The sequence below is a fragment of the Marivibrio halodurans genome (assembly GCF_017963645.1).
GTDB lineage: Bacteria > Pseudomonadota > Alphaproteobacteria > UBA8366 > Aestuariispiraceae > Marivibrio > Marivibrio halodurans.
In genome coordinates this window covers 265,907-291,850 of the sequence record NZ_JAGMWN010000005.1, presented here as the reverse complement: position 1 = coordinate 291,850, position 25,944 = coordinate 265,907, and the positions used below count along the sequence as shown (strand labels likewise).

Genomic DNA, 25,944 nt, shown 5'->3' with positions numbered 1-25,944 from the left:
GCCGGCGCCGCGCCTTACTAAGCCACGTGCCGGGAGCGGGACGGACGCGCGCCCAACGCGTCGAGATAGGCGCGCACCGCGCCCTCTAACCCCATCCACAGCGCATCGGCGGTGAAGGCATGGCCGATCGAGACCTCGTCGAGGCGCGGCAGCGCATTATGCAGCGGCCCCAGATTCTCGGTCGTCAGGTCATGGCCCGCATTGATCAGCAGGCCTGCTTTCACCGCGGCCTCGGCGGTGCGGACATAGTCCTCCAGCACCGCTTGGCGTGCCTCGGTCGCGAAGGCCTGGGCATAGGGACCGGTATAAAGCTCGATCCGGTCGGCGCCGATCCCGGCCGCCTTCGCCATCACCGCCTCGGCCCGCGCGCCGTCTTTCTCCGCGTTCATGAACAGGGAGACACGCGCGCCGAGTTCGTGCAGCGCGGCGATGCGGTCCGCCAGCCGATCGGACTCCGCCAGGACGTCCCAGCCATTGTCGGACGTCGCGGCCGTCGGGCCGTCGGGCACCAGGGTCGCCTGATCCGGCCGCACGGCGGCCACGAGGTCCATGTAGGAGTCGAACGGATTGCCTTCGATATTCAGCTCGATGCCCCGGCGGCGCCATCCCTCGACCGCCATCATCTCCGCGATGGCATGGACGTCCGCGCGCCGGATGTGCCGTTCGTCCGGGCGTGGATGGACGGTCAGGCCGTGCGCGCCCGCCTTCAGCACCGTGCGCCCCGCCGCGACCGGATCGGGATAGCCGACGTCGCGCTGGTTGCGCAGTAGCGCCACCTTATTGAGATTGACCGATAGCTTGGTCGTGCCGTAGGCGCTCATAACCCTCTACCCGATGAATGATTCCTCGCAATGGCCTTATAAGTAAGGTGCAATAAAGCAATCGGGTAGGGCCATTTAAGGGGGATGTCGCCGGACCGGCGGAAGGGGCGAGGCGATCGGTGCGTCGCGGCTAGCCCCGCTTCTCCAGGACGATGAGAAGACGGAAAGCCATCCACAGGCCCAGCCAGGGCATCAGCCTGTCTTCCAGCCGCGAAAGCGGCGCGACCAGCCCTTCCGGCATGAGGCCCCATTCCTTGAAACCGCCGGATAGCGGATAGGCCATAAGGCCGAGCCAATCCCGACGGCGGATCGCGAAATCCGGGACCGCGTCCATGAACGCGATACGATGCTCCTCCCGGCGGAACAGCAAGGTCGGTACCGCGAGGTTCCCGTCATAAGGGCCATGATGGCCGGCGGTGGGGTGCAGCGGATCGGCGCTCATCTCCACCGGGGCGCCGCGCAGATAGCGATGCACCGGCCAGGACAGCGGGGTGATGCCCGGTTCAATCGCGACGAGGCGTCCGCCCGGTCGCAGCACCCGCGCGGCCTCCGTCAGGAAGGCGCCGGGCTCGACCGGATGTTGCAGCACGTCCAGCATCGCGATACCGGACAGGCTGCCATCCTCATGAGGAAGGCGGTCGGCATGCGCGCCATGCTCGTCGATCCAGGCTGTGTCCAGGATGTCGAGATGGAACCGCGCGCCGAGCCCTTCCAGGGCGCAAAGGGCACCCGCGCCGATCGCCAGCCAATCGCCGTCATCGGGCAGGGCCTCGGTCATGCGATCGTGGAAATCCGAATAGATGGCACGCAGGGCCGGCTTCTTCTCCCAAATCCGACGGACCTCCGCCTCATTGGGCGGTTCATCGAGCATGCCGTTTCGCCCTTCATAGTTCGGTCGGGCCGTGACCGCCGCGCCCCCGCCAGGATATATTGACCGCCGCCCGAGGAGGCGTCCGGAAACCGGTACCGCGCGGTAGCGGCTGAGGAGGGGCCGGATGCGCGGCGCGCGATCGGCGTCAGGTCAGGATATTCACCACTTGCCCACGCCCGCTACTGTTGAGCGCTTGGCCGCCATCCCGCACGGCTTGGGTCACGAGTTGCAGGACACCTTCATCCATCCGCTGTTGTTGCTTGACGGCGGCGATCGCGAAATTCTGCTGCGTGACGGCATTGGAAAGCGCGACTGCACCGGCGGCCGAAACGGACATGGCGGCAACTCTCCACAATCGTGGATCGGCTTCTGCGATCCCGCTATGGACCGGCCTCGTCGAGGGCCGGGCGGCGAAACGGGCGGCCGCGCGCCTGCTCGGGCTTCTCCCGAACAGGCGCGATTATAGCGCCGGCGCCGCATATCGGCAAGCGATGGCGGATTACGGTACTGTCTCAGTTTGAATTCTTTGGCCGCAAATCTTTGAAGGCTTCCCGAGCGTAGGCGCTAGTGCGGCGGCCGTCCGCTCTCAGGGCCTCTTGTTCTTCTGGCGTCAGCATATCCACTGAAGCGCGTTTCTTGTACGGCCCGCGCGGCCCTGGTTTCGGGGCAGCCGCGTCGATCAGCCCCACGATATCCTCCATGCTCCACACCCGATACGTGACGCCAGCCGCCATCGCGGGCGTAACCCGCAGCGACTTGTGGATACGCACGAAGTTGTACCAGACGGTGTAGAGCGCGATCATGTGCATGTGGTTCTCGAACTTCTTCGAGAACGCGTTGGTAAGCCGCGTGAACCGACGCATTTGCATACGCATGGTGAGGTTCTGGCGCTCCACATGCGACGTGCTGACGTGGTTCGGGTCGGGGTTACCTTCGACGCGCTGCTTGCGGGCGCCCTTGCAGACTGACGGGCTGTACTTCCGCTCCGGCGACTTCTCCGCAGGCTCACCGTACAGCTTCACAAGCTGCGCATAGTCCACGTCGCCGCCGAACGCGCCTTCCACGGCCTCCAAATAGGCGCGGTGCCCGTCCGTCGTGAGCTGCACCCGATTGGCCAGACGGCTGCGTAGATCGTCCATGAACGCCATCGCGTATTCGCTGTCACGACCACCGACCAGCCAAGAAACGATCAGCTTGCTGTCGCTATCCAGCGCCGTCCACGTCCACGTATCGCCCGCATTCTCCGGCGCGGCCTTCGCCGTCTTCACGTTCTTCTGCTTCGCATACGTGAAGGACCAGATTTCGTCGCACTGGACGCGGCGGGCCTCGACGCCCCGCACCTTGTCGTCATGGAAGGCGCTGCACGCGTTCCCCGCGTCCACCAGCAGCTTGCTCACGGTGTTGATGGACACGTCCGTAACCCGCGAGATCGAGCGCATGGACGATCCCTCGCACAGCATGCTCAGGATTTGGACGCGCTTCTGAAGGGGCAGTTTGTTCATACCCCTAATATGTGAACTTATATGCTTGGCGTCAAGTACATTGCTCACTTATAAGCTACTTGCACCTTTGAGAACCTTACTTTAAACTTTTGGCGCCCTACTTAACTCCCCGGACACGATAAAGGCGCGCTGATGATTGACAAAATTGAACGGCCTAAGACTCCCGAGGATTGGTTGGCGCTAGAGTTCGATATTGCGCAGCTTTTTAGCACCGGCCCTGTCGATGAGGAACGCCTCTTTGCTGGTCGTACGAGCCAGGTTCGGTTGCTGCTTGAAACGGTATTTGACAGGTCGAAGCATGCAATCTTGTTCGGCGAGCGTGGCGTTGGGAAAAGCTCGTTGGCCAACATTTTTTGGCGACGGTACGGAAAGACTTTGCAATCATTCGTGATAGGACGCGTGCAAACGGATCCTTCCGATGATTTTACTTCCTTGTGGACAAAAGCTCTCGAAGAATTGTTGGCATTTGCCAAAATGACGGGCCGGGCCGAACTTGTTCCTATTGAAGTGGAGTTTGACCGCGTCTCCCCTGATACAATCAGAAGGGAATTACAAAAGTGCAATCCAAATTCTATACCCATTATAATTATTGATGAATTTGACAAGCTTTACGATGAAGACGCTAAAGAGCTCACCGCGAATCTTATAAAATCTTTGTCCGATTACAATGTTACAGCAACCATAATTTTAGTTGGTGTTGCAGAGAATGTTTCTGATTTGGTTAAAGGTCACGAGTCCATAAGAAGGCCTTTGGTTCAAGTTAAACTGGACCGAATGTCAAATGAAGAACTCAACGAGATACTTAATCTTCGTCTTAAGCTAACGCCACTTAAGCTTGACGGCGATGCTAGGTGGAAAATAGTTACCCTAGCCAGAGGGTTACCTTTCTACGTTCATATGCTCGGAAAATATTCGTTCCAGAATGCCGCTCGCGAGCGGAGGCTTACTGTAAAAGACGGGGACGTTGATGCGGCTATGGACCGATTTATTTCAGAGACCGAGCAATCTTTTCAAGATGACTACGTCACAGCCACGGCCAGCAACCAAACGGATGCGAAATTCCAAGAGGTTCTTTTGGCTTGTGCTTTGGCCCAATCAGACGACGCCGGCTTTTTCTCACCGACTAGCGTGATACCGCCGTTAAAGATGATTAGAAAGCGGCCGGTGACCCATGCCAATTTTCAGCGGCACCTAACGGAGTTTGTCTCCGAAGATCGGGGGCGCGTCCTTATTCGCCGCGGCCAGGACCGGCAGTTCCGTTATCGATTCCGAGACCCGATGATGCAGCCATACATCATCATTAAGGGAATTCGCGACGAAATGGTTGATGAATCTACTCGGAACGCTCTGTCGTATCCGGAGGCCCCGCTACTTCCTCTTTCCGATCCGACTTCCAACGACGAGTAGCAGCATTTTTCGCGATTTCGGAGCGTCGTTCCGCCGTCAGCTTCTTCGCCCGCGATGCGCCGCCCTTGCGCCCGAGTTCTTGCGCGGCCTTGTTCTTGCCGTCGTCGTCGTATTCTTCCTCAGCCTCGCCTGTGGCGATCTGCATGACGCGCACGGCGTTGCCGATCACGTCGGCGGGGCGCTTTTGTCCTTTGGGGCCTTTAGGCATCAATCGTTTTCCAATGCGCCAACACATGCGGGGCATTCACCGTGCTCGCCCAAATCTGTGCCGTACGGCACGACGCTTCCGCAGTACCCGCACCGCCGATCATCGCGCTCAGCCGCGTCGCGCTGGGCTTGCTCCCGCAACTCCATTTCCTCTTTCTCGCGTCCCATTGGACCCTCCTATGCTTCACGCTAAGCATATAGGAAGGCGAGCGGGTTCGCGACAGGGAGTCAATCCCGGCAGACTTCAAACTGAGACACTACCCGGATTACTGAACGTCCGCCATCACCCGCAGGGTCACGATATGATCGGGGTTGCTGACCATGCCGCTTCCCGGCGCGCCACGCTTCAGGCCGTCGATCAGATCCATGCCGTCGACGACTTCGCCCCAGACGGTATATTGACCGTTCAGGTGCGGCGCGCGGTCGAAAACGATGAAGAATTGGCTGTTGGCCGAGTCCGGATCGGGTGTGCGCGCCATGGAAACCGTGCCGCGCACATGCGGGGCATCGCTGAATTCGGCCTTCAGGTCGGGATAGCTGGAGCCGCCCGTGCCGGTGCCGGTCGGGTCACCGGTCTGGGCCATGAAGCCGTCGATCACCCGATGAAAGACCACACCGTCATAGAAATTCTCGCGCGCCAGCGTCTTGATCCGCTCCACATGGTTCGGCGCGAGGTCGGGCCGCATGGCGATGGTCACCTCGCCGCTTTCCAGCGTCATGATCAGCGTGTTCTCCGGGTCCAGATCCTGGGCCTGGGCCGCGCCGCCCCCGGCGGCGGAAAGCGTCAGCCCAAGTCCGAGCGCGAGAGCGAGACGGCGGAAGGGGGGGCGCGGGGAAAAGGCCATGTCGGTCGGTCTCCTGATCAATCGGCGTCTGTCGCGGGCATTGCCCCTCTGGAAAGGGGGCGGCCGGCAATGGGTTCACGATAGGGTTTAGACGGCGCGCGGCCGACGGTAAACCCTACCCTTCGCGATGCGAACACGATAGGAAGAGGGAAGGGCGCGCCGTCCCGGGCGCGTGGAAACGGGTGGGGACCTGCCGCATGGGACGCATGACGATTTGGCGCGTGGGAAAACTGTCGGTGGCGCTGGCCGTGCTCGGCTTCGTGTCGGCGGTATGGGCCTGGTCGGCTGCGGCCAATCCGGTGCCGGTCGACGGCAAGGACCCGAAGGACGGAACAGATCTGACGGGCTTCCGGTTGCAATCGATGGACGGCAAGGCCTTTCTCTATTTCCTGTGCGACGCGGGCGATGCGAATCCGGAACTGTGGATTACCCACGGGCATGAGATCGGCGCGTCGACGCAGCCCTTCCGCGTCACCTATTCGATCGATGGCGGCCCGGTTCAGGAACATTGGTTCTACGTTATGGAGAATCTGAAATCCGGCGCCTTTTTTCCGCGCTACAATCAGATGTACGAGGCGCGTTTCGGCCCCACGCCGGAGATGTTCGACAAGGAGGCGGGCAGCGTCTCGCCGGAGTATGTCGATTGGTACAACAACATCTATAATACCCTGATCGCCGATTTCGGGTTCGGCGGCACCACGGCGGATTTCACGATTATCGATACCGAGGGCAACAGCCACGGCTATCAATTCAACCTTATTCCGCTGCGCGATTCCATGGCGCGGTTGAAGCGGTGCTACGAGCCACCCGTCAACTACACGCCCATCAGCCCTTCCGGATAGCGGCGTTTCGGTATACTGGCCGCTTTTCGGCCCGTGCCCTATATTCATTCGATGAATTCGATCATGACTCCGATTCCATGGGGCTCTCTCGTCAAGCAACTCGCCCATGGTTTGTTTCCGGCCGTTCTGCTGGCGATATCGCTCATTCCGGCATGGTCTTCCAACTCTGCGGCGTTGGATGGGGATGCGCTCTCCGCGGCCTTGCTCCGGCAGGTGGGCGAGCAGGGATTTGCCGCTCCGACGTCTCGTGACGCGGCCGGTCGGACCCGGATCCAGGGGGAGCTGCTGGAGGCTTATGAGGCCCGGGGATGGCGTTCCATCTGGTTCGCCGAGGGGCTGGCGGCCGGCGCCGGACGGTTGGCGGCGGCACTTTCCGTGCTGAAGGACGCAGGCCGGGAGGGGTTGAATCCCACGGACTACCCGCATTCCATATCCGCCGACCGGGTCATCCCCTTCGTCGAGGACGCGGCGTCGGATGTTGAACGTCTCGCCGCCCTGGAGGTGGAGAGCACGACGGCGCTCCTTGCCTATGCCCGCGACGCGGCGGTTGGGCGTGCCGCCCCTCATGACCGCGATCCCAATGTTTTCGCGGAAGCGCGTACCTTCGAGGCGGCGGGCTTCGTCGCGCGCGCCTTCGCCGATGCCACGGCCGACCCCCGGGCGGCATTGTTGGCACTGCATCCGGGCCATCCGGAATATCGGGGGTTGCGGCGGGCGCTTTCCCTATACCGTGCTTTGGCGGAGAAGGCCGAGCCCCCACCGATCCCCGAGGGGGGCAGCTTGAAGCCCGGTATGCGCGATGCGCGCGTGGCGGCGGTGCGCGCGCGGCTTGCCCGTTTCGGCGATATCTCCGTGCCGGAGGCGGAGGCCGATCTGTTCACGCCGGCGCTGGCGATCGCGCTGCGTAGTTTCCAGCGGCGCCACGGCCTCGACACCGACGCGGTCGCGGGCAAGCAGACCTTGGCCGCCCTCAACCTCCCGGTGTCGGCGCGGGTCGATCAGATCCTGCTCAACATGGAACGCTGGCGTTGGTTGCCGCGCGAACTCGGCCCGAACTACGTCCTCGCGAATATCGCGGGTTTCGAGGTGACGATGGTCGAGGAAGGGTCCGTCGTCGACCGCATGGCGGCGGTCGTCGGCCGCCCCTATCGGATGTCTCCGGTCTTCTCCGACGCGATTTCCTATATCGAGTTGAACCCGACATGGACAGTGCCGCCGAAGATCGCGCGCGAGGATCTACTGGCCAAGATCCAGGCCGATTCGGCCTATCTGACCGACGGGGGCTTTCAAGTGCTAAGTGGGTGGGGCGCGGATGCGCGGCCCGTCGACCCGGCCACGGTGGATTGGGCGCGCGTCACGCAGAAGACCTTCTCCTACAAGCTGCGCCAGGGGCCGGGGGAGCGGAACGCGCTCGGCCGGGTGAAGGTGATGTTTCCGAACCGCTTCGACATATACCTGCATGACAGTCCGGCGCGTGACCTCTACGCCAAGCGTGTGCGTACCTTCTCCTCCGGCTGTATCCGCCTGTCGCGGCCGTTCGACCTGGTGAATTGGCTGATGCGATTGACCGGCGGGCCCGATGCGGCGGAGATTCGGACGATGCTGGATACGGGCGAGACGCGGGTCGTCAAGCTTCCCCAGCGCGTGCCGGTTCACCTGATCTACGCCACCGCCTGGGCGGGGGAGGACGGGCAGGTTCATTTCCGCGACGATGTCTATGGCCGCGATTCCCTGCTGCGCGGGGCGTTTCGGAATTGAGCGCGATGAGTTTCGTGCGCCGTCTTCGCGGTGCCGCTCACGGCGCCCCGCATCGCCGCGCCGCGTGCTCCCAACCGAGACCTCGGGAAAGCCGTCTCCATGGAACCCGATCACCGACATGCGGTGTGGGGACACCATGTGGAACCCTCATCCGCCGGGAGGTGCCCCCGGATATCGCGCATCCTGGTCATTTAGCGGCATGGCGCGATTGCAGTTGACGGCGCCCACGATTTGGCCGCCTATGTGTGATCACATTCTAGCGAATAACAACGCCCGGACCCTTCGGCATGGCCAGCCCCCACGATCCGATCGCGACCGCCGTGCGCGTTTTGCCCGATGCCTTCACGACCCGACGCGCCACCCTTGTGGGATTGGGCGGTTTCGCGGCGGCGGCGCTCCTGCCCACCGGCCCGGCCATGGCCGCGAGCGTGCCGGTGGCCAGACGTCTGGCCTTCACCAATCTCCATACGGGCGAGAGCTGTATGCTTACCTTCCAGGAGAAGGGGGTCTACGACCCCGCGGCACTCGACGAGATCGCGCATGTGCTGCGCGATCACCGCACGGGCGAGGTGGCGGCGATCGATCCTAAATTGTTGACCTTGCTTGCCGATCTCCGTCGCGCGGTGGACAGCGCCGAACCGTTTCAGGTCTATTCCGGCTATCGTTCCCCCAAGACCAATGCGATGCTGGCCGCGAAGAGCGGCGGGGTCGCGAAGAAGAGCTTTCATATGCGCGCGATGGCGGTCGATTGCTTCCTGCCGGATGTGCCGCTCGACCGGCTTCACAAGGCGGCGCTCGTCGCGCGGCGCGGTGGCGTCGGGCGATACAACAACCCGGGTTTCCTTCATATCGACGTCGGCCCGGTGCGGCGGTGGTAGCCTCGCGCTCCGGCGGGTTTACCCGGCGGTTCCGGTGGCGGTGAAATATAGATAGGCGATCCCCATCGCCAGCAGGGTGGACGGAATCCCGACCGCCGCGAAATCCCGGAACCGGAGGCGCACGCCTTGGTGTGCCGCGCGCTCGGCCACGATGATGTTGGCCAGGCTGCCGATCAGCAGAAAGTTCCCGGCGAGTGTCGAGAAGACAGCCAATCGCGTCAGTGTCTCCGGGCCGAGCGCCGGAAACCAACTCAGGAACAGCACGACGAAGGGCACATTGCCTATCGTATTCCCGCCGAGGAGACTGGCACCCGCGAGGGTCGCGAGGTCGATCCGGTCCTTGGCTGCGAATGGGGCGACAAGATCGCGAAAAAGCGGCGCCACCGCCTGCGTCACGATGAAGAGCGCGCCGAGTAGCAACAGCACCCCCCAGTCCACCCGCCCGATCAGGGCGCGGGTGGTGTTCCGCCGGCTGACGAGAACCAGCGCGGCGATGGCGAGCCCGGCGAGCCAGCGGGGTATCGGGCTTGCGAATAGGCCAAGGAGCAGCACGGTCAGCACGACCGCCTTCGTGAGGGGGCCGCGATCTATTCGTCCATTCCCCGGCTCCTCCTCCGCCGGAGTGGCTTTCATTTCGTTCCGGTGCGGGGCGGGCGGCAGATGATAGCGTCCGCGCCACAACAGATGGACGAGAAGAACCGTGCATCCCGTCGCGATGACGGCCACCGGCATGGCTTCGATGAGATAGCGCCAGAAGTCGAGATCCCCCGCTTCACCGATCAGGATGTTCTGCGGATTACCGATCAGCGTCGCCGCCGAGCCCGCGTTCGCGGCCCCGGCATGAGCGAGCAGGAAGGGAACCGGATCGCGGCCACCGGCCCGCAAACCGATGCACAGGATCGGTGTCATGGCGAAGACGATGACATCATTGGCGAGCAGCGCGGAGAGCGTGCCCGTGACCCCCGCCACGCCCGCCACCAGGGCGAGATCGCCACGGCGGGCGGCGGCCAACCGTCCGGCCGCGACGCGATAGAGGCCGGAGGCTTCGAACTGGGCCGACAGCAACATCAGCCCGAATAGAAGTGCCAGCGCCTCTCCATTGATCGTGGCGAGAAGTTCGCCACGATTCTCCGCCAACGTCAGGAGCAGCACCGCACCCACCAGCGCGATGCCGGCTCGATCCATTCTAACCCCGGGCCAACGCCCAAGCGCCATGCCGGTATAGACAGCCGCGAAGACCGCGATCGACACGGCGGCGGAGACGTCGAGGGAATGCATCGCCAAAACCGTTCGTCACATGCGATTTCAGGGAAGGAACGGATCGTTGGGGCCGGTGGGCGCGTGCATGACGCGGCGGGGCGCGGGGAACCATTCGGGCCCCGATCGAACATGATGCCTTCGTCGCATCCTCTTCCCGCCAAGAGGGGGCCAGGCAACCGCCGAGACAGAGCGGTCAGATTTTCTTCATCGTCTCGGTCTTGGGCGGGGTTTCGGCCTCCATCGGCTGCTTGTCCAACACGAATTGATTGGCGCCGAAGGCGAGCCCGGCCAACAGCAGCAGAGCACCACTCAGGAGACAGATGGTGATCGCTCGTGTATCGCGCATGTCGGCTCTCCCCTTTTGGGCATCCCGTCGCGGGCCGCCGCTTCTTTCGCTGCCCCGTGTCGTGCAGCTTTTTGGGCATTCGGCGGTATCGTGATCGGCGGGGCCATTCCTTGACGGTGACTCATAAGTCTATTTAATTCGGCTACCGAAATTATATGATTGATACAGGGACGAGGCAAGCGCGCGTTTCCCCGAGGCCCGGGGGCGGGTGTGAATTTTTCATGTCGACCGGGAGGAGGTTCACGCAGTTCCCGGCCTATGTCTTGCCGCCCGCGCGGGGCTGTGGCAGAACCACGATACTTTACCAAGGGCGGAAGAGTCGGCGCGGGCGAACCGTTGGGTCGATATCCGCGTTCAGATTTCCGCGCACTGCTATTCGGGTTCCATGGCAACGACATCGACGCATCAGGTTCGCACGGCGGTACTTCCCGTCGCGGGGTTCGGCACGCGGTTCCTTCCCGCGACCAAGGCGATGGCCAAGGAAATGCTGACCGTCGTGGACAAGCCTTTGATTCAATATGCGGTGGAGGAGGCGCTCGCCGCCGGGATCGAACGTTTCGTCCTCGTCACCGGACGCGGTAAACAGGCGATCGAGGATCATTTCGATCTGGCCTATGAGCTGACCGCGACCCTCAAGGCGCGCGGCAAGGACGCGGCGGTCGCGGAGATTACCGATTTTCTGCCCCCTCCCGGCGCGATCCACTATGTCCGTCAACGCGAGGCATTGGGATTGGGGCATGCGGTCTGGTGCGCGCGCGAACTGGCCGGGGATGGTCCCTTCGCCGTGATCTCCCCGGACGATCTCGTGCTGGCCGAAACGCCCTGCCTTAAGCAGATGGTAGAGGCGCATGCGGCGCTTGGCGGCAATTTGGTCGGCGTCATGGACGTTCCGCGCGAACAGACCGACCGCTACGGCATTCTGTCGACCCCGAACGAATCCGACCGTACCCCGACGGTCGAGGGGTTGGTCGAGAAACCGACGCCGGCGGAGGCGCCCTCGACGCTCTCCATCATCGGCCGCTACATCCTGATGCCCGAAGTTTTCGAGGCCCTGGGACAGCACGAGCGCGGTGCCGGCAATGAGATTCAATTGACCGATGCAATGGCGAAGCTGATCGGCCGCCAGCCGTTCCATGGCTTGCGATTCGAGGGTGAACGGTTCGACTGCGGGACGAAGGATGGTTGGCTGTCGGCGAACATCGCTTTTTCCCTGGCGGACCCGGATCGGCGCGCGGCGACGGAGGCGACGCTCCGGCGGTTCGCCGCGAACCTCGACTGAAGAGCCGGTGCCGCCGTCGTGGGGACCGGCGGAGATAGGGGACGAAGAACAGCATGAAGATCGCGACCATCGGCGCCGGCTATGTCGGCCTGGTGACGGGAACCTGCTTCGCCGACATGGGGTGGGACGTCACCTGCATCGATATCGATCCGAAGAAGATCAGCGCGCTGGAAGCGGGAGATATCCCGATCTACGAACCGGGCTTGGAGGAGCTGGTCCGGCGCAATGCCGAGGCGGGCCGGCTTCATTTCACGACCGAGGTGTCGGAGGGCGTGCCGGGGTGCGACGCCGTCTTCATCGCGGTCGGCACCCCGCCCCGGCCCGAGGACGGTCACGCGGACATGAAATATGTGCATGCCGCCGCCGAAAGCATCGCGGCGGCGATGACCGGCTTCACCGTGGTGGTCAATAAATCGACCGTGCCGGTCGGCACGTCGGTCGCGGTGGCGGAGATCATGGCCCGAACCCGCGACCCGTCCGAATTCGAGGTGGTCTCCAATCCGGAATTCCTGCGCGAGGGCGCGGCGGTCACGGATTTTTCCCGCCCCGACCGTATCGTCGTCGGGGTTCGTTCGGACAGGGGCGGCCAAGTCATGCGCCAGCTTTATAAGCCTTTGACGGACCAAGGGTATCCGATGTTGGTCACGGACCCGGAATCGGCGGAGTTGATCAAGTACGCGGCCAATGCCTTCCTCGCGACCAAGATCAGCTTCATCAACGAGATCGCGGATATTTGCGAGCGCGCGGGCGCGGACGTCTCCCAGGTTGCCAACGGCATCGGTCTCGATACGCGAATCGGGCCCCGGTTCCTGAAGCCCGGGCCGGGCTATGGCGGCAGTTGCTTTCCGAAGGACACGCAGGAATTCGTTTCGACCGCGCGCGAATATGGCCGTCCGAGCCGGATCGTGGAGGCGGTGGTCGAGGCGAACGACGCGCGTAAGCGCGCCATGGCCGACCGCATCGAAGGGGCGGTCGACGGGTCCCTCGACGGCAAGCGGGTGGCGGTCCTCGGCGTTACCTTCAAGGCCGAGACCGATGACATGCGAGAGAGTCCCGCGCTGACGATCATTCCTGACCTTCAGAACCGGGGGGCGACGGTCGCGGCCTATGATCCGCAGGGGATGGAGAACGCGGCCTCCCTGTTGCCGGACGTCGACTGGGCGGAAGATCCCTATGACGCGGTCAAGGGCGCGGATGTCCTGGCGATCGTCACCGAATGGAAGGTCTTCGCGACGCTCGATCTCGTGCGGGTTCGCGCCGCGCTTAAATCTCCCATAGTCGTCGATATGCGGAACCTGTACGATCCGTCTATCATGGAGGCGGCTGGGTTCCGATATGTAAGCATCGGCCGGAAATCGGCGGTGTGAAACACCCCGCTTATGATGTGATCGTCCGGGGACATCGCCGAATGCCGGCGGGGGGCGGTGGTCGGGCCCGTTAGCCGGGGCCGCTCAAGAGGGGGAAGCTGGGAAAGATGGCGGTGCGCGGTCATAGATTCGATCCGACGATTCTGCGCGAATACGACATTCGCGGGGTGGTCGGGCGATCGCTGACCCCCTCCGACGCGCTCGCCCTCGGCCGTACGCTCGGCACGATCGCCGCCGCGGGAAGCGGCCGGGTCGCCGTCGTCGGCTATGACGGCCGGATGAGTTCCACCGTGCTGGAGGAGGAACTGTGCCGGGGGATCGCCTCCTGCGGCCTCTATGTTCTGCGGATCGGGCTGGTGCCGACGCCCTGCCTTTATTTCACCGCGCGGATGCTGCGGGCGGAACTCGGCGTGATGGTGACCGGCTCGCACAACCCGCCGGAATATAACGGGTTCAAGATGGTCGTCGGCGGCAAGCCGTTCTATGGCGACGATATCAAGCGTCTGCGCGATTTGGCGGGGCGCGGCGTATGGGCGCGCGCCGAGGGCGGTGTGGTGGAGGTGGATGCGATGTCCGCCTATATGGCGCGTGTCGCGCTCGACTATACCTCCAAGCGCGCGCTGCGCGTCGGCTGGGACGCGGGCAACGGGGCTGCCGGGCCGGCGGCCCTCGGCATCGCGCGCCGCCTGAAGGGCGAGCATCTCTTGTTGAACGAGACGGTCGACGGCAGTTTCCCGAACCATCATCCCGATCCGACCGTGCCGGCGAATCTGGAACAGCTTCGCACGCTGGTGCTGGAGGAGAAGCTCGATCTCGGCGTTGCCTTCGATGGGGACGGCGATCGGATCGGCGTTATCGACGATGAGGGGGAGATTCTCTGGGGGGACCAGCTTCTCGCCATTCTGGCGCGAGAGGTTCTGAAGACCCGCCCGGGCGCGCCGGTGCTGGCCGATGTGAAGGCAAGCCAGGTGTTGTTCGACGAGATCGAACGGTTGGGCGGAAAGCCGGTGATGTGTCCGACGGGCCATTCCATCATCAAGTCCATGATGGCGATGCATCAGGCCCCGCTCGCCGGCGAGATGAGCGGGCATATCTTCCTCGCCGATCATTATCTCGGCTACGACGACGCGCTCTATGCGGCGGTGCGGCTGATCAATCTCGTCGCGGAGTCGCGCCAGAAACTCTCCGACATGCGCAAGGCGCTGCCCCAGGTGGTGAATACGCCCGAGGTGCGCATCGACGTGCCCGAGGAACGCAAGTTCGACATCGTGCGGGAGGTGAAGGAACGCCTCGCCGCCGCCGGGGCGGAGGTCAACGATATCGACGGCGTGCGCGTACGGACCGAGGACGGCTGGTGGTTGCTGCGTGCCTCCAACACCCAGAACGCGCTGGTCGCGCGCTGCGAGGCGCTGGACGAGGCGGGACTTGTCCAACTCAAGCGCGCGGTCGCGGAGCAACTCGCGGCGTCGGGCGTGACGGGAAATTCGATCGGCATGCTCGCCGCGTGAAGGGGCGGCGCGTGGCGCCGTGCCGACGCATGGGGTAGAGACGAGCACGAATGTAGCATCGGGTGGTGCCGGGGGTGGCCAGAGCCGGCCCGATCGGGGAAGGTATCGCCGACTATTAGTTGACCGTCCAATAAAAGACCAGGGAGTCAAGCCAATGCGCATGACAGCTTTCAAACGGGTCGCTCTCGCGGCCGTCCTTTCCGCCGGCACGGCCGGCGCCGCCATCGCGCAGGATTGCGAGGCGCCGCGCTTCTCCGATGTCGGGTGGACCGACATTACCGCCACGACGGCGGCGACCAGCGTGGTTCTGGAGGCGATGGGCTATTCACCGGAGGCGAAGGTCCTCTCCGTCCCCGTTACCTATAAGAGCCTGGAGAACGGCGATATCGACATCTTCCTCGGCAACTGGATGCCGACCATGGAGGGGGATATTCGTCCCTATCTCGACAATGGCTCCGTCGTGCAGCTCGATGAGCCGAACCTGACCGGCGCCAAGTACACGCTGGCGACGAACGCGACCGGCGCGGAGATGGGGATCGGGACCTTCGCGGATATCGCGGCGCATCGCGATGCCCTCGACGGAGAGATCTACGGCATCGAGCCGGGCAATGACGGCAACCGCCTGATTCAGAGCATGATCGACGAGAACGCCTTCGGCCTCGAAGGCTTCGCGGTGGTCGAAAGCTCCGAGCAGGGCATGCTGGCCCAGGTGGCCCGCGCCAAGAAGCGGGGCGAGGCCGTGGTTTTCCTCGGCTGGGAACCGCATCCGATGAACGCCAATTTCGACCTGACCTATCTCGAAGGCGGCGATGATTACTTCGGTCCGAACCTGGGCGGCGCCACGGTCTATACCAATGTGCGCGCCGGCTATCTGGAGGCCTGCCCGAACATCGGCAAGCTGCTGACCAACCAGCGGTTCAGCCTCGCCATGGAAAACGAGATCATGGGCAAGATCCTGGATGATGGGATGGACGCCCAGGATGCCGCCGGAGAGTGGCTGAAGGCCAATCCGGGCGTGCTTGACGGTTGGCTCGATGGTGTCGAGACGATCGACGGCGAGCCTGCCCTGCCGGCCGTGAAGGCGGCCCTCGACCTCTAGGGTCCGCTTCCGGGGCCGCGAGCCCGGAACGACGACGATCCCCCGTCGGGGTGGTTCCGTGAAACGAGCCCCCCGACGGCGGTGGTCGATTGAAGGGAGGGGACGCCGATGGACAGTTTCACCGAAGCGATCGAGTCCGCGAAAATTCCGCTCGGCGATTGGATCGAAGCCTTCGTCGATTTCCTGAACACCTATTTCTTTTGGTTCTTCGACGGTCTGACCCAGGGGCTGGAGGTGCTGATCGAGCTTCTGGCGGAGGGCATGCTGTTCCTGCCTTCGCCGCTCCTGATCCTGCTCTTCGCCGGGGGGGCCTATTGGCTGCACCGCTCGTGGAAGCTTTCGCTCTTCACCGTGCTGGCGCTGTTGCTCGTCATCAATCTGGGCTATTGGGAGGAGACGGTCTACACGATCGCGCTCGTCCTTTGGGCCACCTTCATCTGTCTGGCGATCGGCGTGCCGCTCGGCATCGCGGCGGCGCACCGGCCGCGGCTTTGGGCGGCGATGCGGCCGGTGCTCGACATGATGCAGACGATCCCCACCTTCGTTTATCTGATCCCGGCGCTGATCTTTTTCGGCCTCGGCCTCGTGGCGGGGCTGGTGGCGACGATCATTTTCGCGATTCCGGCGCCGATCCGGCTTACCTATCTCGGTGTTTCCTCCGCGCCGAAGCCCCTGATGGAGGCGGCGGAGAGTTTCGGCGCGACCAAGAGCCAGTTGCTTTGGAAGGTCGAGATTCCCCACGCCCTGCCCACCATCATGGCGGGGCTGACGCAATGCATCATGCTCTCGTTATCGATGGTGGTGATCGCGGCGATGGTGGGGGCGGACGGCCTCGGCGTGCCGGTCCTGCGCGCGCTCAACTCCGTCAATGTGGCGAAGGGGTTCGAGGCGGGCCTCGCCATCGTCGTCGTCGCCATCATCATGGACCGCATCTGCAAGCAACCGGGGAAGGGGTGAGGCGATGAGCGATGATGGCCCCATGCCCCCCATGCCCATGGTCTCCTTCCGCCATGTCGATATCCTCTTCGGCGATGCGCAGAAACGTGCGCTCGGGCTGCTCGACGCCGGGGGGACGCGTGAATCGATCCGCGACGATTGCGGTGTCGTGCTCGGCGTCGCGGATGCCACGATGGATGTGGCGGAGGGGGAGATTTGCGTTCTGATGGGCCTTTCCGGCTCCGGTAAGTCGACGCTGCTGCGCGCGGTCAACGGCCTCAACCCCGTCTCGCGGGGGGAGGTGCTGGTGCGTGACGGCGCGTTGAGCCAGGGGGGCGACGGCACGGTCGATATCGCGTCGTGCGACGCGGCCACCCTGCGGCGCATGCGCACCGACCGCATCGCCATGGTCTTCCAGCAGTTCGCGTTGCTGCCCTGGCGCACGGTGGAGGAGAATGTCGGCCTCGGCCTCGAACTGCGCGGCATGGGCGCGGCGGAGCGCGCGGAAATCGTCCACGAGAAGCTGAAGATGGTCGAACTCGACCGCTGGAAGGATAAGTACGCGCACGAGCTTTCCGGCGGCATGCAGCAGCGCGTGGGCCTTGCCCGCGCCTTCGCCACCGATGCCGATGTGTTGTTGATGGACGAGCCCTTCTCGGCTCTCGACCCGCTGATTCGCGATCATTTGCAGGACGAGCTTCTGGAATTGCAGAAGAACTTGCGGAAGACGATCATCTTCGTCAGCCATGATCTCGACGAGGCTCTGAAGATCGGCAACCACATCGCCATCATGGATGGCGGCCGCATCGTGCAATATGGCGAGCCGGAGGAGATCGTGCTCAACCCTGCGAATGACTATGTGGCGGAGTTCGTGGCGCATATGAACCCGCTCAACGTGCTGCGCGGGGCGTCCCTGATGACACCGCTGGACGATCTAGCCCGGGCCGACGGGGACGTGGTGCTGGACAAGCGCGGGCATTTCCGCGTGACGCTGGACGATGCGGGGCGGCCCACGGCGGCGACATGCGACGGCGCGCCCGCGCGCATCGTGGAGACGGAGGAGGACACGGATGTCGCTTCCCTCGACGCGGATGTGCTGGCCGCCGCGCCGGCCTCTATGCGCATGAAGCGCGCGATCGAACTGCGCCATCATACCGGCTGGCCCGTGCTGTTGATGGAGGCGGGCAAGCTTGTCGGCGTTGTCGGCGACGAGGAACTCTATAGCGGGATCCTGCGGCAAAGCACGCTGGGCAGCGCGCGCGAACGGGCGGAGGCGTGAGGTTGGCGATGCTTCCATCCGGTTTCGATGCCATTCTTTTCGACAAGGACGGTACGCTGCTGGACTATCACGCGACCTGGATGCCGGCGAACCGGGCGGTCGTGGATGTCTTGGCGGAGGGGGATGCGGAACTGGCGCGCTACCTGCTGATCCGGGGCGGTTGGGACCCGGAGAGCGACCGGGTGGCCGCTGGCTCGCCGTTGGCGGCCGGTGCGCTCGACGAGATCGTCGCCTGTTGGGCCGATCTGTTGCCGCCCGGACGGGCCGACGACCCCAAGGCGCTGGAGGCGGAGATAGACCGGCTGTTCATCGCCCATTGCGAGCCGACCGCCGTCTGCGATCTGGCGCCGTTGTTGGACGGGCTGCGAGGGCGCGGCCTGCGGCTGGGCGTGGCGACGGCGGACAGCGAGGCCGGCGCGCGCGCCAGCCTGGGGCGCTTCGACATCCTCGACCGGTTCGATTTCCTTGCCGGCTATGACAGCGGCCATGGCTGCAAGCCGGCGCCGGGGCAGGTCGCGGCCTTCTGCGCGGCGACGGGGCTGCCGCCCGCGCGGGTCATGGTGATCGGCGACAATGCCCATGATATCGAGATGGCGCGCGCCGCCGGTGCCGGTGCGGCCGTCGGCGTGTTGACCGGCACCACGCCGCGCGCGGCGCTGGAGGTGATGGCGGATGCGGTGTTCGAGGATATCCGGTTCCTCGCTGCCTGAAATTGCCTCATCGGGTTCTATGTCCGGCGGTGCCGCACGAAGCGTTGCTCCTCGACCGTGCGGCCCCATTGCGTGCCGGGGTGCTGCTCGACCAGTTCGAAGCCGGCCTGTTCGTAAAGACGCCGCGCCGCGTCGAGGCCGCTGAAGGTCCAGAGATGGGTTTCCGCGAAGCCCGCCTCGTCCACGAATGCCATGGCTGCGTCGATCAACTTCCGGCCGATGCCCGTGCCGCGCTGGCCGTCATCGACGATGAACCATCGTAAGTGAGCGCGCCCGTCGCCGAGATCCTCGCCGTCGATGGAGACACTGCCGACGATTCGTCCCGCCCGTACCGCCGACCAGGTGGCGTTGCGGGGATTGTCGAGCCGCGTCAGGAAGGCGCATAGCTCGCCGCCGACCTTCGCCTCGAACGGCCGACCGAAACCGGCGCTTCGACCGTAATAGGTGATATGCATGTCGAGAATACGGGCGGCGAGGCCGGGCAGATAGCCCCGCCGGATTTCGATTGCCGCAGATATCGTGCCCTTCGCGGTGCCCGGCCCGGCCGTTTGGTGAAGCGCGCCGGAATAGGATTCCAGGCCCCGGACGACGTGGTCGATGTCCGCATCGTCGAGCACCGACAGCGCCGTGGCGACACGGTCCCCGGCCCTCCGGGAGATGTCGTCGAAGGATTGGCGGCCTTTCTCCGTCAAGGCGAGGTGCTTCCGCCGGCCGTCCTCATAATCCCGATGTTCGGTGACGAGCCCACCGTCGATCATGGGTTTGAGCAGACGGCTGACCGTGGATTTCTCCAAGCGAAGGGCGGTCGCCAGGTCGCCGGCGGTCGTCGCGCGCCGCGCGCCGATCTCCAATATCGCATGGACGGCGGAGGCCGACATGTTCGTGCCGGCCAGCGTATCCTCCATGAAGCCCAATTCGCGAACCAGCCTGCGTGAGGCGTCGCGGATACGCTCGATCATCGGGGGGGCGATCAAGGGTGGGCTTGCATGCATCATGGTGCGTCATCCATGTTGTTGTATAATGCAACTATATTAAATGAGGGGGCGTGACAAGGAAGGGGATATTCCCCGATGGCAATCGGTTTGAGGCGGCGATACCGCACCTCATACTTGCTGAATGCTTCCTGTTCCGGCTAACCTATAAGTCTCCACTCCGGGACAGGCCGTTCGGCCGGTTTCCCTATTCACTTGGTATCTACCGGCGCCGACTGTTGGCCGAGGGGGAGTTATCCATATGAAAACATGTTTCATGAGGGGGCTGGTCTGTCTTCTGCTGGTCCTCGGCCCCGTTGCTTGTCAGACGACGGATCCCATCACGGAACGGATGAACCAGTCCTATCTCACGCTCCTAAACGCGTCGTCGATCGACACACCGGACGTTCAGGAAGCCCTTGCCTGGTTGGAAGAGCCGGCTTCGGAAACACGGCGGATATCCTTGTCGCACCTGATCTACCAGGGCACGCATCCGGATATCATAATGGCCCTAGTCGATATCTACGGCGTGGATACGCTGTTCGGCGACAAATATCAGCGTCTGTTCCACGACTATATTTTCGATACGCCCTATGCCTACGGCAACGCGTTCCAACTGGCGGTATCGGCGTCACGCCCTGAATTGGCGGAACGCATCGCCATCCATGCGGCGAAACAGGCCGGCGACTATCGGGAGGGACTTCCACTCGGCGCGATTCCCAGCGTCGCGACCATGGCCAGCCAAACCGTAAGCCAAGCGTTCTGGCAGGGGCGCGGCCATTTCCAGCATTTGAGGCACGGACAGGATAGCTGGGCGGAATTCTACAGTGACGAGGCCACGATGCGCCGGGTCAACGCCCAGCCGCATGATACCTATGTGAATCCGCCGGGCCGGGGTCTCCTTTTCAGGTTCGCGGCGACCATGCGGCCGGGATGGGCCTACGATACGATCCGCCGCCACGGTTGGCCGCCCGAGGATGTCTATCCGCGTTTGGAAAGCCCGACGACGATCACGATCGTCGACTATGACGGGGATTTGGCGAGGGCGTATGAGAAGGAGTTGACGGAGCGGGCGACCGAGAACCTTCAGTTCGTCCTGAAGAACTTCGGCGGCGATGTGAACGAACGCCTGCCCTATTGCATGATGCGCGAGGGGGAGCCCGTGATAGTCTGCCCGACGGTCAGCCCGGTCCATCTGGCGGCGCGCAACACGACGATGCGCGACAGCATTCATCAGTTGGAATGGCTGTGGTTGCCGGCGGGCAAGTTCCAGGCGTTCATGAGCGTCGGCGGTGATCCGAACCAGCCGGATTCCTATGGAATCACACCCGTTGCCTATGCCAGGAGCGGCGGCCAACATCCGGGCGCGACCGATCACGACGATGATTTCGATATTGGTCAGTTGTTCGCGGGCGCGGCGATCGTCGCCGGCGCGGGAATGATAGCGGGCGAAGGGGGCTATGACAGGGCCGCCGGGTTCCTGGCCGGCGGCATGGCCGATGTCATCGACGGCACGCCCGACAATCTGGTGGCAATGCAGCAGCAGGCGATGCGCGAGACGTCCCAGTCGAATGGCCAGTCGAATGGCCGGTCGGGTGGCCAGGAGGCCGGGCAGGGTGGTGCCGCCGGCGGCGCGACGGCTCAGGCCGCGCGCACGCTTTCCTTCGGGTTCACCTGCCCGGAGACGGGCCGTAGCCATAGCATCCCGATCACCGCGGCCAGCGGGGCCTGCCGACGCGCGATGGAGCGTTATGCCCGCGCGGCGAGTTGCAACATGATCGACGACCTGCCGGGCGCGGAGAAGGCCTATTATTCCGCCTGCGCGTCGGAGATGTATTGATGGATCGCCGGCCGTGATGCGGCGGGCGCGAATGGGCGGGGTTCTCCGTGCCCTTCCGGTGGCGGGCGCCTTGGTAACCGGTGCGGTCCATGCCGAAGCGGACGCTTGCCGCGAACGGTTCGTTGCCTGCGTGGAGGAAACGGGGAACCCGATGTCCTGCCATGCCGTCTCGGCCGCCTGCGCGACAGAGGGGATTCCGAAAACGACCGACCTTCGCGATTTGCATCAAACGCTGGAAATGGAACAACATGACGGTCAGGCCTATGCCCGCTTGACGATCGAGAACCGGGGTGGGGGCGCGGTGAAGATCGCCGCGATCGTGCGTGACATGGTTTGCCCGGATACCGAAAGGGACCGGCTATATTTCGTCTTCGAACGCGAAATACAGCCGGGGGAGCAACTGCGCTCCGCCCCGATCGTCGCCTGCTATGGCCAGGGGGCCGCGCGGCCGCTGGAGGATACCGGTCCCGGCCCGATGGAAGGGGGGTATTCGGCCCGGACCGCTACGATCCATTGCGACCTTGCCGGGGATGAGCCCGTGACCGTTGGTATCCGCGATAACGGGTTGATCGACTATCGCCGCGCCGACGGACGGTTCGGCGTCTACCGTGCCGAACGCCCGGATGGGGCAGGCTTGTTCGAGACTGCCTGCGTCGGATGGGAGATGAAGCCGCCCGATGATATCCAGGCGCTGCGTCGGGACGCGATGCGGACGCTCGACGGGCTTCTCGACCGTATGGGTCACGCGGGCGCGGAGACGGCGTCAGGCGGCAAGACCACCGCGACCGGCCCGCGTAACTGATCGATGGGGCTGCCGACCCTATGCCGCGCCGAACAGATCCCCCGCGTTGACGAGCGCGAGGAGTCCGAGCGCCGCGAAGATCAGGGCGGCGACGGCATGCACGAAGGTCAGGGGAATCCGGGTCGCGGCGGCCTTGCCGACAAGGACCGCGGGCACATTGGCGATCATCATGCCGAGCGTGGTGCCGATCGTGACCATGACGATATCGTCGAACCGCGCGGCGAGCGCGATGGTGGCCACCTGGGTCTTATCCCCGATTTCCAGCAGGAAGAAGGTGACGAGGGTGGCGAGGAACGGCCCGAACCGGCTCGCCGACAGCGTGTCTCCATCCTCCACCTTGTCCGGGATCAGCATCCATGCGGCCATCGCCAGGAAGGATAGCCCCAGGACCCATCGCAATATCTCCGGCCCCAGCCAATCCGCCACCAGAAGACCGACCCACGCGGCCAGCGCATGGTTCGCCACCGTGGCGATCAGGATGCCGATAATGATCGGAACCGGCTTGCGGAAGCGCGCGGCGAGGATGAGGGCCAGCAATTGCGTCTTGTCGCCGACCTCCGCGATCGCGACGATGCCGGTGGAGATAAGGAAAGCGTCCATTGGATACCCTGGGGCCGGGCGGACATGAACCATTGGCTCGACCCCCTCTGCCCGGCCCTCTCCGTGACAGCGGTCGAAGCCAAAGGTCTCGCCAAGCCCGAAGCCGGATGTACCATGGGCCGTGGCCCAAGTTTGTTGATACATCCCCCTCTTCGACGAGGGCGGCTACTCCCCAATGACGGGAGAAATCCTAGCCGCCTCCGTCCGCGAGGGCAACCGTGCTTATGGGAACGGATGGAGAGCGGGGCAGGAAAAGGGAAGGGGGATTGTGATCACATTTGCAAATGTGATCACATTTGATATTGTGCCGGCCATGATGCCAGCCTGGAGGAATGCCCGATGACCGAAATGATCCGCAATTACGATGTCGAGGCGCTGGTTCGCAGCGACACGGCCCATCATCTGCATCCCTTCACGGATCACAAGGGCCTTCATGGCGAGGGGGGCGCGCGGATCATCACCCGGGCGGAGGGTGTCTATCTCTATGACGGGCATGGCGCGCGCATCCTGGATGGGATGGCGGGGCTTTGGTGCGTCAATGTCGGCTATGGCCGCAAGGAACTGGCGGAGGCCGCCTATCGCCAGATGCTGGAGCTTCCCTTCTACAACACCTTCTTCAAGACGTCCCACCCGCCGGCGATCGAACTGGCGGATAAGGTAGCCTCCAAGCTGCCGGCCAATTTCAATCGGGTCTTCTTCGCCAATTCCGGGTCGGAGGCGAACGACACCAATCTGCGCCTCGTCCATCACTATTGGCAGTGCGCCGGCAAGCCGGAGAAGGTGAACGTCATCAGCCGCGAGAACGCCTATCACGGCTCGACCGTGGCGGGCGCGGCGCTGGGCGGCATGAAGCCGATGCATAAGCAGGGTGGCGCCCTGATCCCGACCATCCACCACATCATGCAGCCCTATTGGTTCAAGGACGGCGGCGACACGGACCCGGGCGAATTCGGCCTGAAGGCGGCCAAGGCGCTGGAGGACAAGATACTGGAGCTGGGGCCGGACACGGTCGCGGCCTTCATCGCCGAACCGATCCAGGGCGCCGGCGGCGTCATCATTCCGCCCGACACCTACTGGCCGGAAATCCAGCGCATCTGCCGCGACTATGATGTGCTGCTGATCTGCGACGAGGTGATCTGCGGCTTCGGGCGTACCGGCAACTGGTTCGGCTTGGAGACCTTCGGGATAGAACCGGATCTGATCACCATGGCGAAGGGGCTGTCCTCCGGCTATCTGCCGATCGCGGCCTGCGGCGTTTCCGACCGGATCGCCGACACGATCATGGCGAACGGCGGCGAGTTCTATCACGGCTATACCTATTCCGGACATCCGGCGGCCTGCGCCGTGGCGCTGGCCAATATCGAGCTGCTGGAGAAGGAAAAGCTGGTCGAGAAGGTCGCGACCGAGACCGGCCCCTATCTGGCGGAGGCGATCAAGCGCTTCGACGATCATCCGTTGGTCGGCGAGACGCGTAGTCGGGGCCTGATCGGCGCCATCGAGTTGGTGAAGGACAAGAAGACGCGGGAGCGCTTCAAGCCGGACGGCAAGGCCGGCACGGTGACCCGCGATCATTTCTTCAAGCGCAATGCGATCATGCGCTCCTGCGGCGATGTGATGGTGCTGTCCCCGCCGCTGATCATCGAGAAGACCGAGATAGATGCGTTGTTCGACGTGGCGGAACAGGCGCTCGACGCGGCCGCGAAGGATCTGGGCTTGATGTAGGCGCGCATGCGCGGCAACCATATGTCAGGGGCAGGACGGGCAAGGATGGACACGCGCTTCCCAAGCGATGACGGCTTCGCGATGCCGCCCGAATGGGCGCCGCATTCCGCCACCTACATGGCTTGGCCCTGCAATGCGGCGGTCTTCCGCGACCGGCTGGAGCAGGCCCGCGACGTTTATACCGCCGTCGCCCGCGCGATCGCGGATTTCGAACCGCTCGTGATGCTCGCCGATCCCGTCGACGCGGCCGATGCATCCGCGCGGTGCGGTCCATCGGTCACGGTGGTGCCCCAGCCGCTCGATGACAGTTGGGCGCGCGATATCGGCGCCACTTTCGTTACCGACGGTGCGGGGCGGCTCGGCGGGATCGATTGGCGCTTCAACGCCTGGGGCGAGGGCTATCCGCATTGGGAGAAGGATGCGGAGGTCGCCGCCGCGATGATCGAGCGCGAGCGCGCCTCGCGCTTTCCCATGCCGGTCTTCATGGAAGGCGGCGGGCTTCACACCGACGGGGCGGGTACCGTCCTGACCACCGACAGCGTCATCCTCAACCCCAACCGCAATCCGGGCCTGACCCGGACGGAGGCGGATGAGATCCTGACGCGCGCGCTGGGCGCGGCCCAGGTGATCTGGCTCGACGGGGAGGCGCTGGACTATGACGATACGGACGGGCACATCGACAACCTGTCCTGCTTCGCGCGCGACGGCGTGATCGCGACGCTGGTCTCCGCCGATCCCCAGGATTCGCAATATGCGCGCCTGAAGGAGAACGCGGATCGCCTGCGCGCCGCCCGCGACGCGAACGGCAAGCCCTTCGAGGTGGTGGAGATCGCGCATCCGGAAAAGCGCGTGGAGCACGGCAACCGTCTGGCGCTTTCCTATATCAATTTCTATATCGCCAACGGGGCCGTGATCATGCCGGTCTTCGACGACCCGGCGGATGCCGCCGCCGTCGAGACGATCACCGCGTTGTTCCCGGACCGCAAGGTGATCACCTTGCCCGGCGTGGAGGTGGTGCGCGGCGGCGGCTGCTTCCACTGCATCACGCAGCAGGTTCCCAGACTCTAGCCCTTGCCGGAGCCCCTTGCTGGGGC

General features: G+C 64.0%; 25 protein-coding genes and 1 riboswitch. Of the genes, 15 read left to right on the top strand and 10 right to left on the bottom strand.

The genetic code is table 11. The annotated features are described in order from the left end of the window. Nucleotides 1-17: 17 nt before the first annotated feature. The 4 genes from KAJ83_RS12565 to KAJ83_RS12550 all read right to left on the bottom strand — a co-directional run bounded on the left by KAJ83_RS12565 (nucleotide 18) and on the right by KAJ83_RS12550 (nucleotide 3,194). On the bottom strand, nucleotides 18-821 hold the full coding sequence (locus tag KAJ83_RS12565) for a pyridoxine 5'-phosphate synthase (protein WP_210682416.1): 804 nt from the start codon (nucleotides 819-821) through the stop codon (nucleotides 18-20). Between the two features lie 130 nt (nucleotides 822-951). After that, nucleotides 952-1,692: a class I SAM-dependent methyltransferase gene (locus KAJ83_RS12560; protein WP_210682415.1), complete on the bottom strand. Its 741-nt coding sequence runs from the start codon at nucleotides 1,690-1,692 to the stop codon at nucleotides 952-954. 145 nt (nucleotides 1,693-1,837) lie between these two features. Next, the gene (locus KAJ83_RS12555; protein ID WP_210682414.1) at nucleotides 1,838-2,029 is read right to left on the bottom strand and encodes a hypothetical protein; all 192 of its coding nucleotides are present in this window, start codon (nucleotides 2,027-2,029) and stop codon (nucleotides 1,838-1,840) included. Nucleotides 2,030-2,204: 175 nt separating this feature from the next. Beyond that, the gene (locus KAJ83_RS12550; protein ID WP_246484480.1) at nucleotides 2,205-3,194 is read right to left on the bottom strand and encodes an IS1 family transposase; all 990 of its coding nucleotides are present in this window, start codon (nucleotides 3,192-3,194) and stop codon (nucleotides 2,205-2,207) included. Between the two features lie 132 nt (nucleotides 3,195-3,326). On the opposite strand from KAJ83_RS12550, the gene KAJ83_RS12545 reads away from it, so the two are divergent. Then, entirely contained in the window at nucleotides 3,327-4,601 is a 1,275-nt protein-coding gene (locus KAJ83_RS12545) for an nSTAND1 domain-containing NTPase (protein WP_210682413.1), read from the top strand. On the opposite strand, the gene KAJ83_RS12540 is transcribed toward KAJ83_RS12545, so the two are convergent. Then, entirely contained in the window at nucleotides 4,528-4,836 is a 309-nt protein-coding gene (locus KAJ83_RS12540; protein WP_210682412.1) for a hypothetical protein, read from the bottom strand. The two genes, KAJ83_RS12545 and KAJ83_RS12540, sit on opposite strands and share 74 nt — an antisense overlap. A gap of 238 nt (nucleotides 4,837-5,074) precedes the next feature. Next, a complete protein-coding gene (locus KAJ83_RS12535) occupies nucleotides 5,075-5,653 on the bottom strand; it encodes a peptidylprolyl isomerase (RefSeq protein ID WP_210682411.1) in 579 nt (192 codons plus the stop codon). Between the two features lie 197 nt (nucleotides 5,654-5,850). Between KAJ83_RS12535 and KAJ83_RS12530 the strand changes: the two genes are divergently transcribed. The 3 genes from KAJ83_RS12530 to mepK all read left to right on the top strand — a co-directional run bounded on the left by KAJ83_RS12530 (nucleotide 5,851) and on the right by mepK (nucleotide 9,131). After that, nucleotides 5,851-6,495, top strand: a complete 645-nt coding sequence (locus KAJ83_RS12530) for a hypothetical protein (protein ID WP_210682410.1) — start codon at nucleotides 5,851-5,853, stop codon at nucleotides 6,493-6,495. Nucleotides 6,496-6,558: 63 nt separating this feature from the next. Beyond that, nucleotides 6,559-8,253, top strand: coding sequence for a L,D-transpeptidase family protein (locus tag KAJ83_RS19540; RefSeq protein WP_210682409.1), 1,695 nt, complete (start codon nucleotides 6,559-6,561; stop codon nucleotides 8,251-8,253). 287 nt (nucleotides 8,254-8,540) lie between these two features. Continuing rightward, on the top strand, nucleotides 8,541-9,131 hold the full coding sequence (mepK, locus tag KAJ83_RS12520; RefSeq protein ID WP_210682408.1) for a peptidoglycan L,D-endopeptidase MepK: 591 nt from the start codon (nucleotides 8,541-8,543) through the stop codon (nucleotides 9,129-9,131). 18 nt (nucleotides 9,132-9,149) lie between these two features. Here mepK and KAJ83_RS12515 read toward each other — a convergent pair whose 3' ends face one another. Together KAJ83_RS12515 and KAJ83_RS12510 are read right to left on the bottom strand one after the other, a co-directional pair. Beyond that, nucleotides 9,150-10,409 carry an SLC13 family permease gene (locus KAJ83_RS12515; protein WP_210682407.1) on the bottom strand — a complete coding sequence of 420 codons (1,260 nt, stop codon included), beginning with the start codon at nucleotides 10,407-10,409 and terminating at the stop codon, nucleotides 9,150-9,152. Between the two features lie 175 nt (nucleotides 10,410-10,584). Continuing rightward, entirely contained in the window at nucleotides 10,585-10,737 is a 153-nt protein-coding gene (locus KAJ83_RS12510; RefSeq protein WP_210682406.1) for a hypothetical protein, read from the bottom strand. A gap of 385 nt (nucleotides 10,738-11,122) precedes the next feature. On the opposite strand from KAJ83_RS12510, the gene galU reads away from it, so the two are divergent. The 7 genes from galU (at nucleotide 11,123) to KAJ83_RS12475 (ending at nucleotide 18,915) form a co-directional block, all read left to right on the top strand. Beyond that, nucleotides 11,123-12,016, top strand: coding sequence for a UTP--glucose-1-phosphate uridylyltransferase GalU (galU, locus tag KAJ83_RS12505; protein ID WP_210682405.1), 894 nt, complete (start codon nucleotides 11,123-11,125; stop codon nucleotides 12,014-12,016). A gap of 53 nt (nucleotides 12,017-12,069) precedes the next feature. Further along, nucleotides 12,070-13,383: a UDP-glucose dehydrogenase family protein gene (locus KAJ83_RS12500; protein WP_210682404.1), complete on the top strand. Its 1,314-nt coding sequence runs from the start codon at nucleotides 12,070-12,072 to the stop codon at nucleotides 13,381-13,383. A gap of 107 nt (nucleotides 13,384-13,490) precedes the next feature. Continuing rightward, nucleotides 13,491-14,891, top strand: a complete 1,401-nt coding sequence (pgmG, locus tag KAJ83_RS12495) for a phosphoglucomutase/phosphomannomutase PgmG (RefSeq protein WP_210682403.1) — start codon at nucleotides 13,491-13,493, stop codon at nucleotides 14,889-14,891. A 160-nt stretch (nucleotides 14,892-15,051) separates the two neighbouring features. After that, on the top strand, nucleotides 15,052-15,990 hold the full coding sequence (locus KAJ83_RS12490) for a choline ABC transporter substrate-binding protein (RefSeq protein WP_246484479.1): 939 nt from the start codon (nucleotides 15,052-15,054) through the stop codon (nucleotides 15,988-15,990). A 108-nt stretch (nucleotides 15,991-16,098) separates the two neighbouring features. After that, nucleotides 16,099-16,947 (top strand): choline ABC transporter permease subunit, encoded by an 849-nt coding sequence (gene choW, locus KAJ83_RS12485; protein ID WP_210682401.1) that lies wholly within the window; start codon nucleotides 16,099-16,101, stop codon nucleotides 16,945-16,947. A 4-nt stretch (nucleotides 16,948-16,951) separates the two neighbouring features. Beyond that, nucleotides 16,952-18,205, top strand: coding sequence for a choline ABC transporter ATP-binding protein (choV, locus tag KAJ83_RS12480; protein WP_246484478.1), 1,254 nt, complete (start codon nucleotides 16,952-16,954; stop codon nucleotides 18,203-18,205). Between the two features lie 8 nt (nucleotides 18,206-18,213). After that, nucleotides 18,214-18,915, top strand: coding sequence for an HAD family hydrolase (locus tag KAJ83_RS12475; protein WP_246484523.1), 702 nt, complete (start codon nucleotides 18,214-18,216; stop codon nucleotides 18,913-18,915). Nucleotides 18,916-18,932: 17 nt separating this feature from the next. Here the strand turns inward: KAJ83_RS12475 and KAJ83_RS12470 are convergent, their stop codons facing one another. Next, nucleotides 18,933-19,910 carry a bifunctional helix-turn-helix transcriptional regulator/GNAT family N-acetyltransferase gene (locus KAJ83_RS12470; RefSeq protein WP_246484477.1) on the bottom strand — a complete coding sequence of 326 codons (978 nt, stop codon included), beginning with the start codon at nucleotides 19,908-19,910 and terminating at the stop codon, nucleotides 18,933-18,935. Nucleotides 19,911-20,148: 238 nt separating this feature from the next. On the opposite strand from KAJ83_RS12470, the gene KAJ83_RS12465 reads away from it, so the two are divergent. Both KAJ83_RS12465 and KAJ83_RS12460 read left to right on the top strand, forming a co-directional pair. After that, on the top strand, nucleotides 20,149-21,726 hold the full coding sequence (locus KAJ83_RS12465) for a hypothetical protein (protein ID WP_210682399.1): 1,578 nt from the start codon (nucleotides 20,149-20,151) through the stop codon (nucleotides 21,724-21,726). A 16-nt stretch (nucleotides 21,727-21,742) separates the two neighbouring features. Further along, the gene (locus KAJ83_RS12460) at nucleotides 21,743-22,528 is read left to right on the top strand and encodes a hypothetical protein (RefSeq protein WP_210682398.1); all 786 of its coding nucleotides are present in this window, start codon (nucleotides 21,743-21,745) and stop codon (nucleotides 22,526-22,528) included. Nucleotides 22,529-22,546: 18 nt separating this feature from the next. On the opposite strand, the gene KAJ83_RS12455 is transcribed toward KAJ83_RS12460, so the two are convergent. Beyond that, nucleotides 22,547-23,128: a TMEM165/GDT1 family protein gene (locus KAJ83_RS12455; protein ID WP_210682397.1), complete on the bottom strand. Its 582-nt coding sequence runs from the start codon at nucleotides 23,126-23,128 to the stop codon at nucleotides 22,547-22,549. A gap of 12 nt (nucleotides 23,129-23,140) precedes the next feature. After that, nucleotides 23,141-23,314: riboswitch (yybP-ykoY riboswitch) on the bottom strand. Between the two features lie 153 nt (nucleotides 23,315-23,467). Between KAJ83_RS12455 and KAJ83_RS12450 the strand changes: the two genes are divergently transcribed. Both KAJ83_RS12450 and KAJ83_RS12445 read left to right on the top strand, forming a co-directional pair. Then, nucleotides 23,468-24,850, top strand: a complete 1,383-nt coding sequence (locus KAJ83_RS12450) for an aspartate aminotransferase family protein (protein ID WP_210682396.1) — start codon at nucleotides 23,468-23,470, stop codon at nucleotides 24,848-24,850. A 45-nt stretch (nucleotides 24,851-24,895) separates the two neighbouring features. After that, nucleotides 24,896-25,918, top strand: coding sequence for an agmatine deiminase family protein (locus KAJ83_RS12445; protein WP_210682395.1), 1,023 nt, complete (start codon nucleotides 24,896-24,898; stop codon nucleotides 25,916-25,918). The last annotated feature ends 26 nt before the right edge of the window (nucleotides 25,919-25,944 follow it).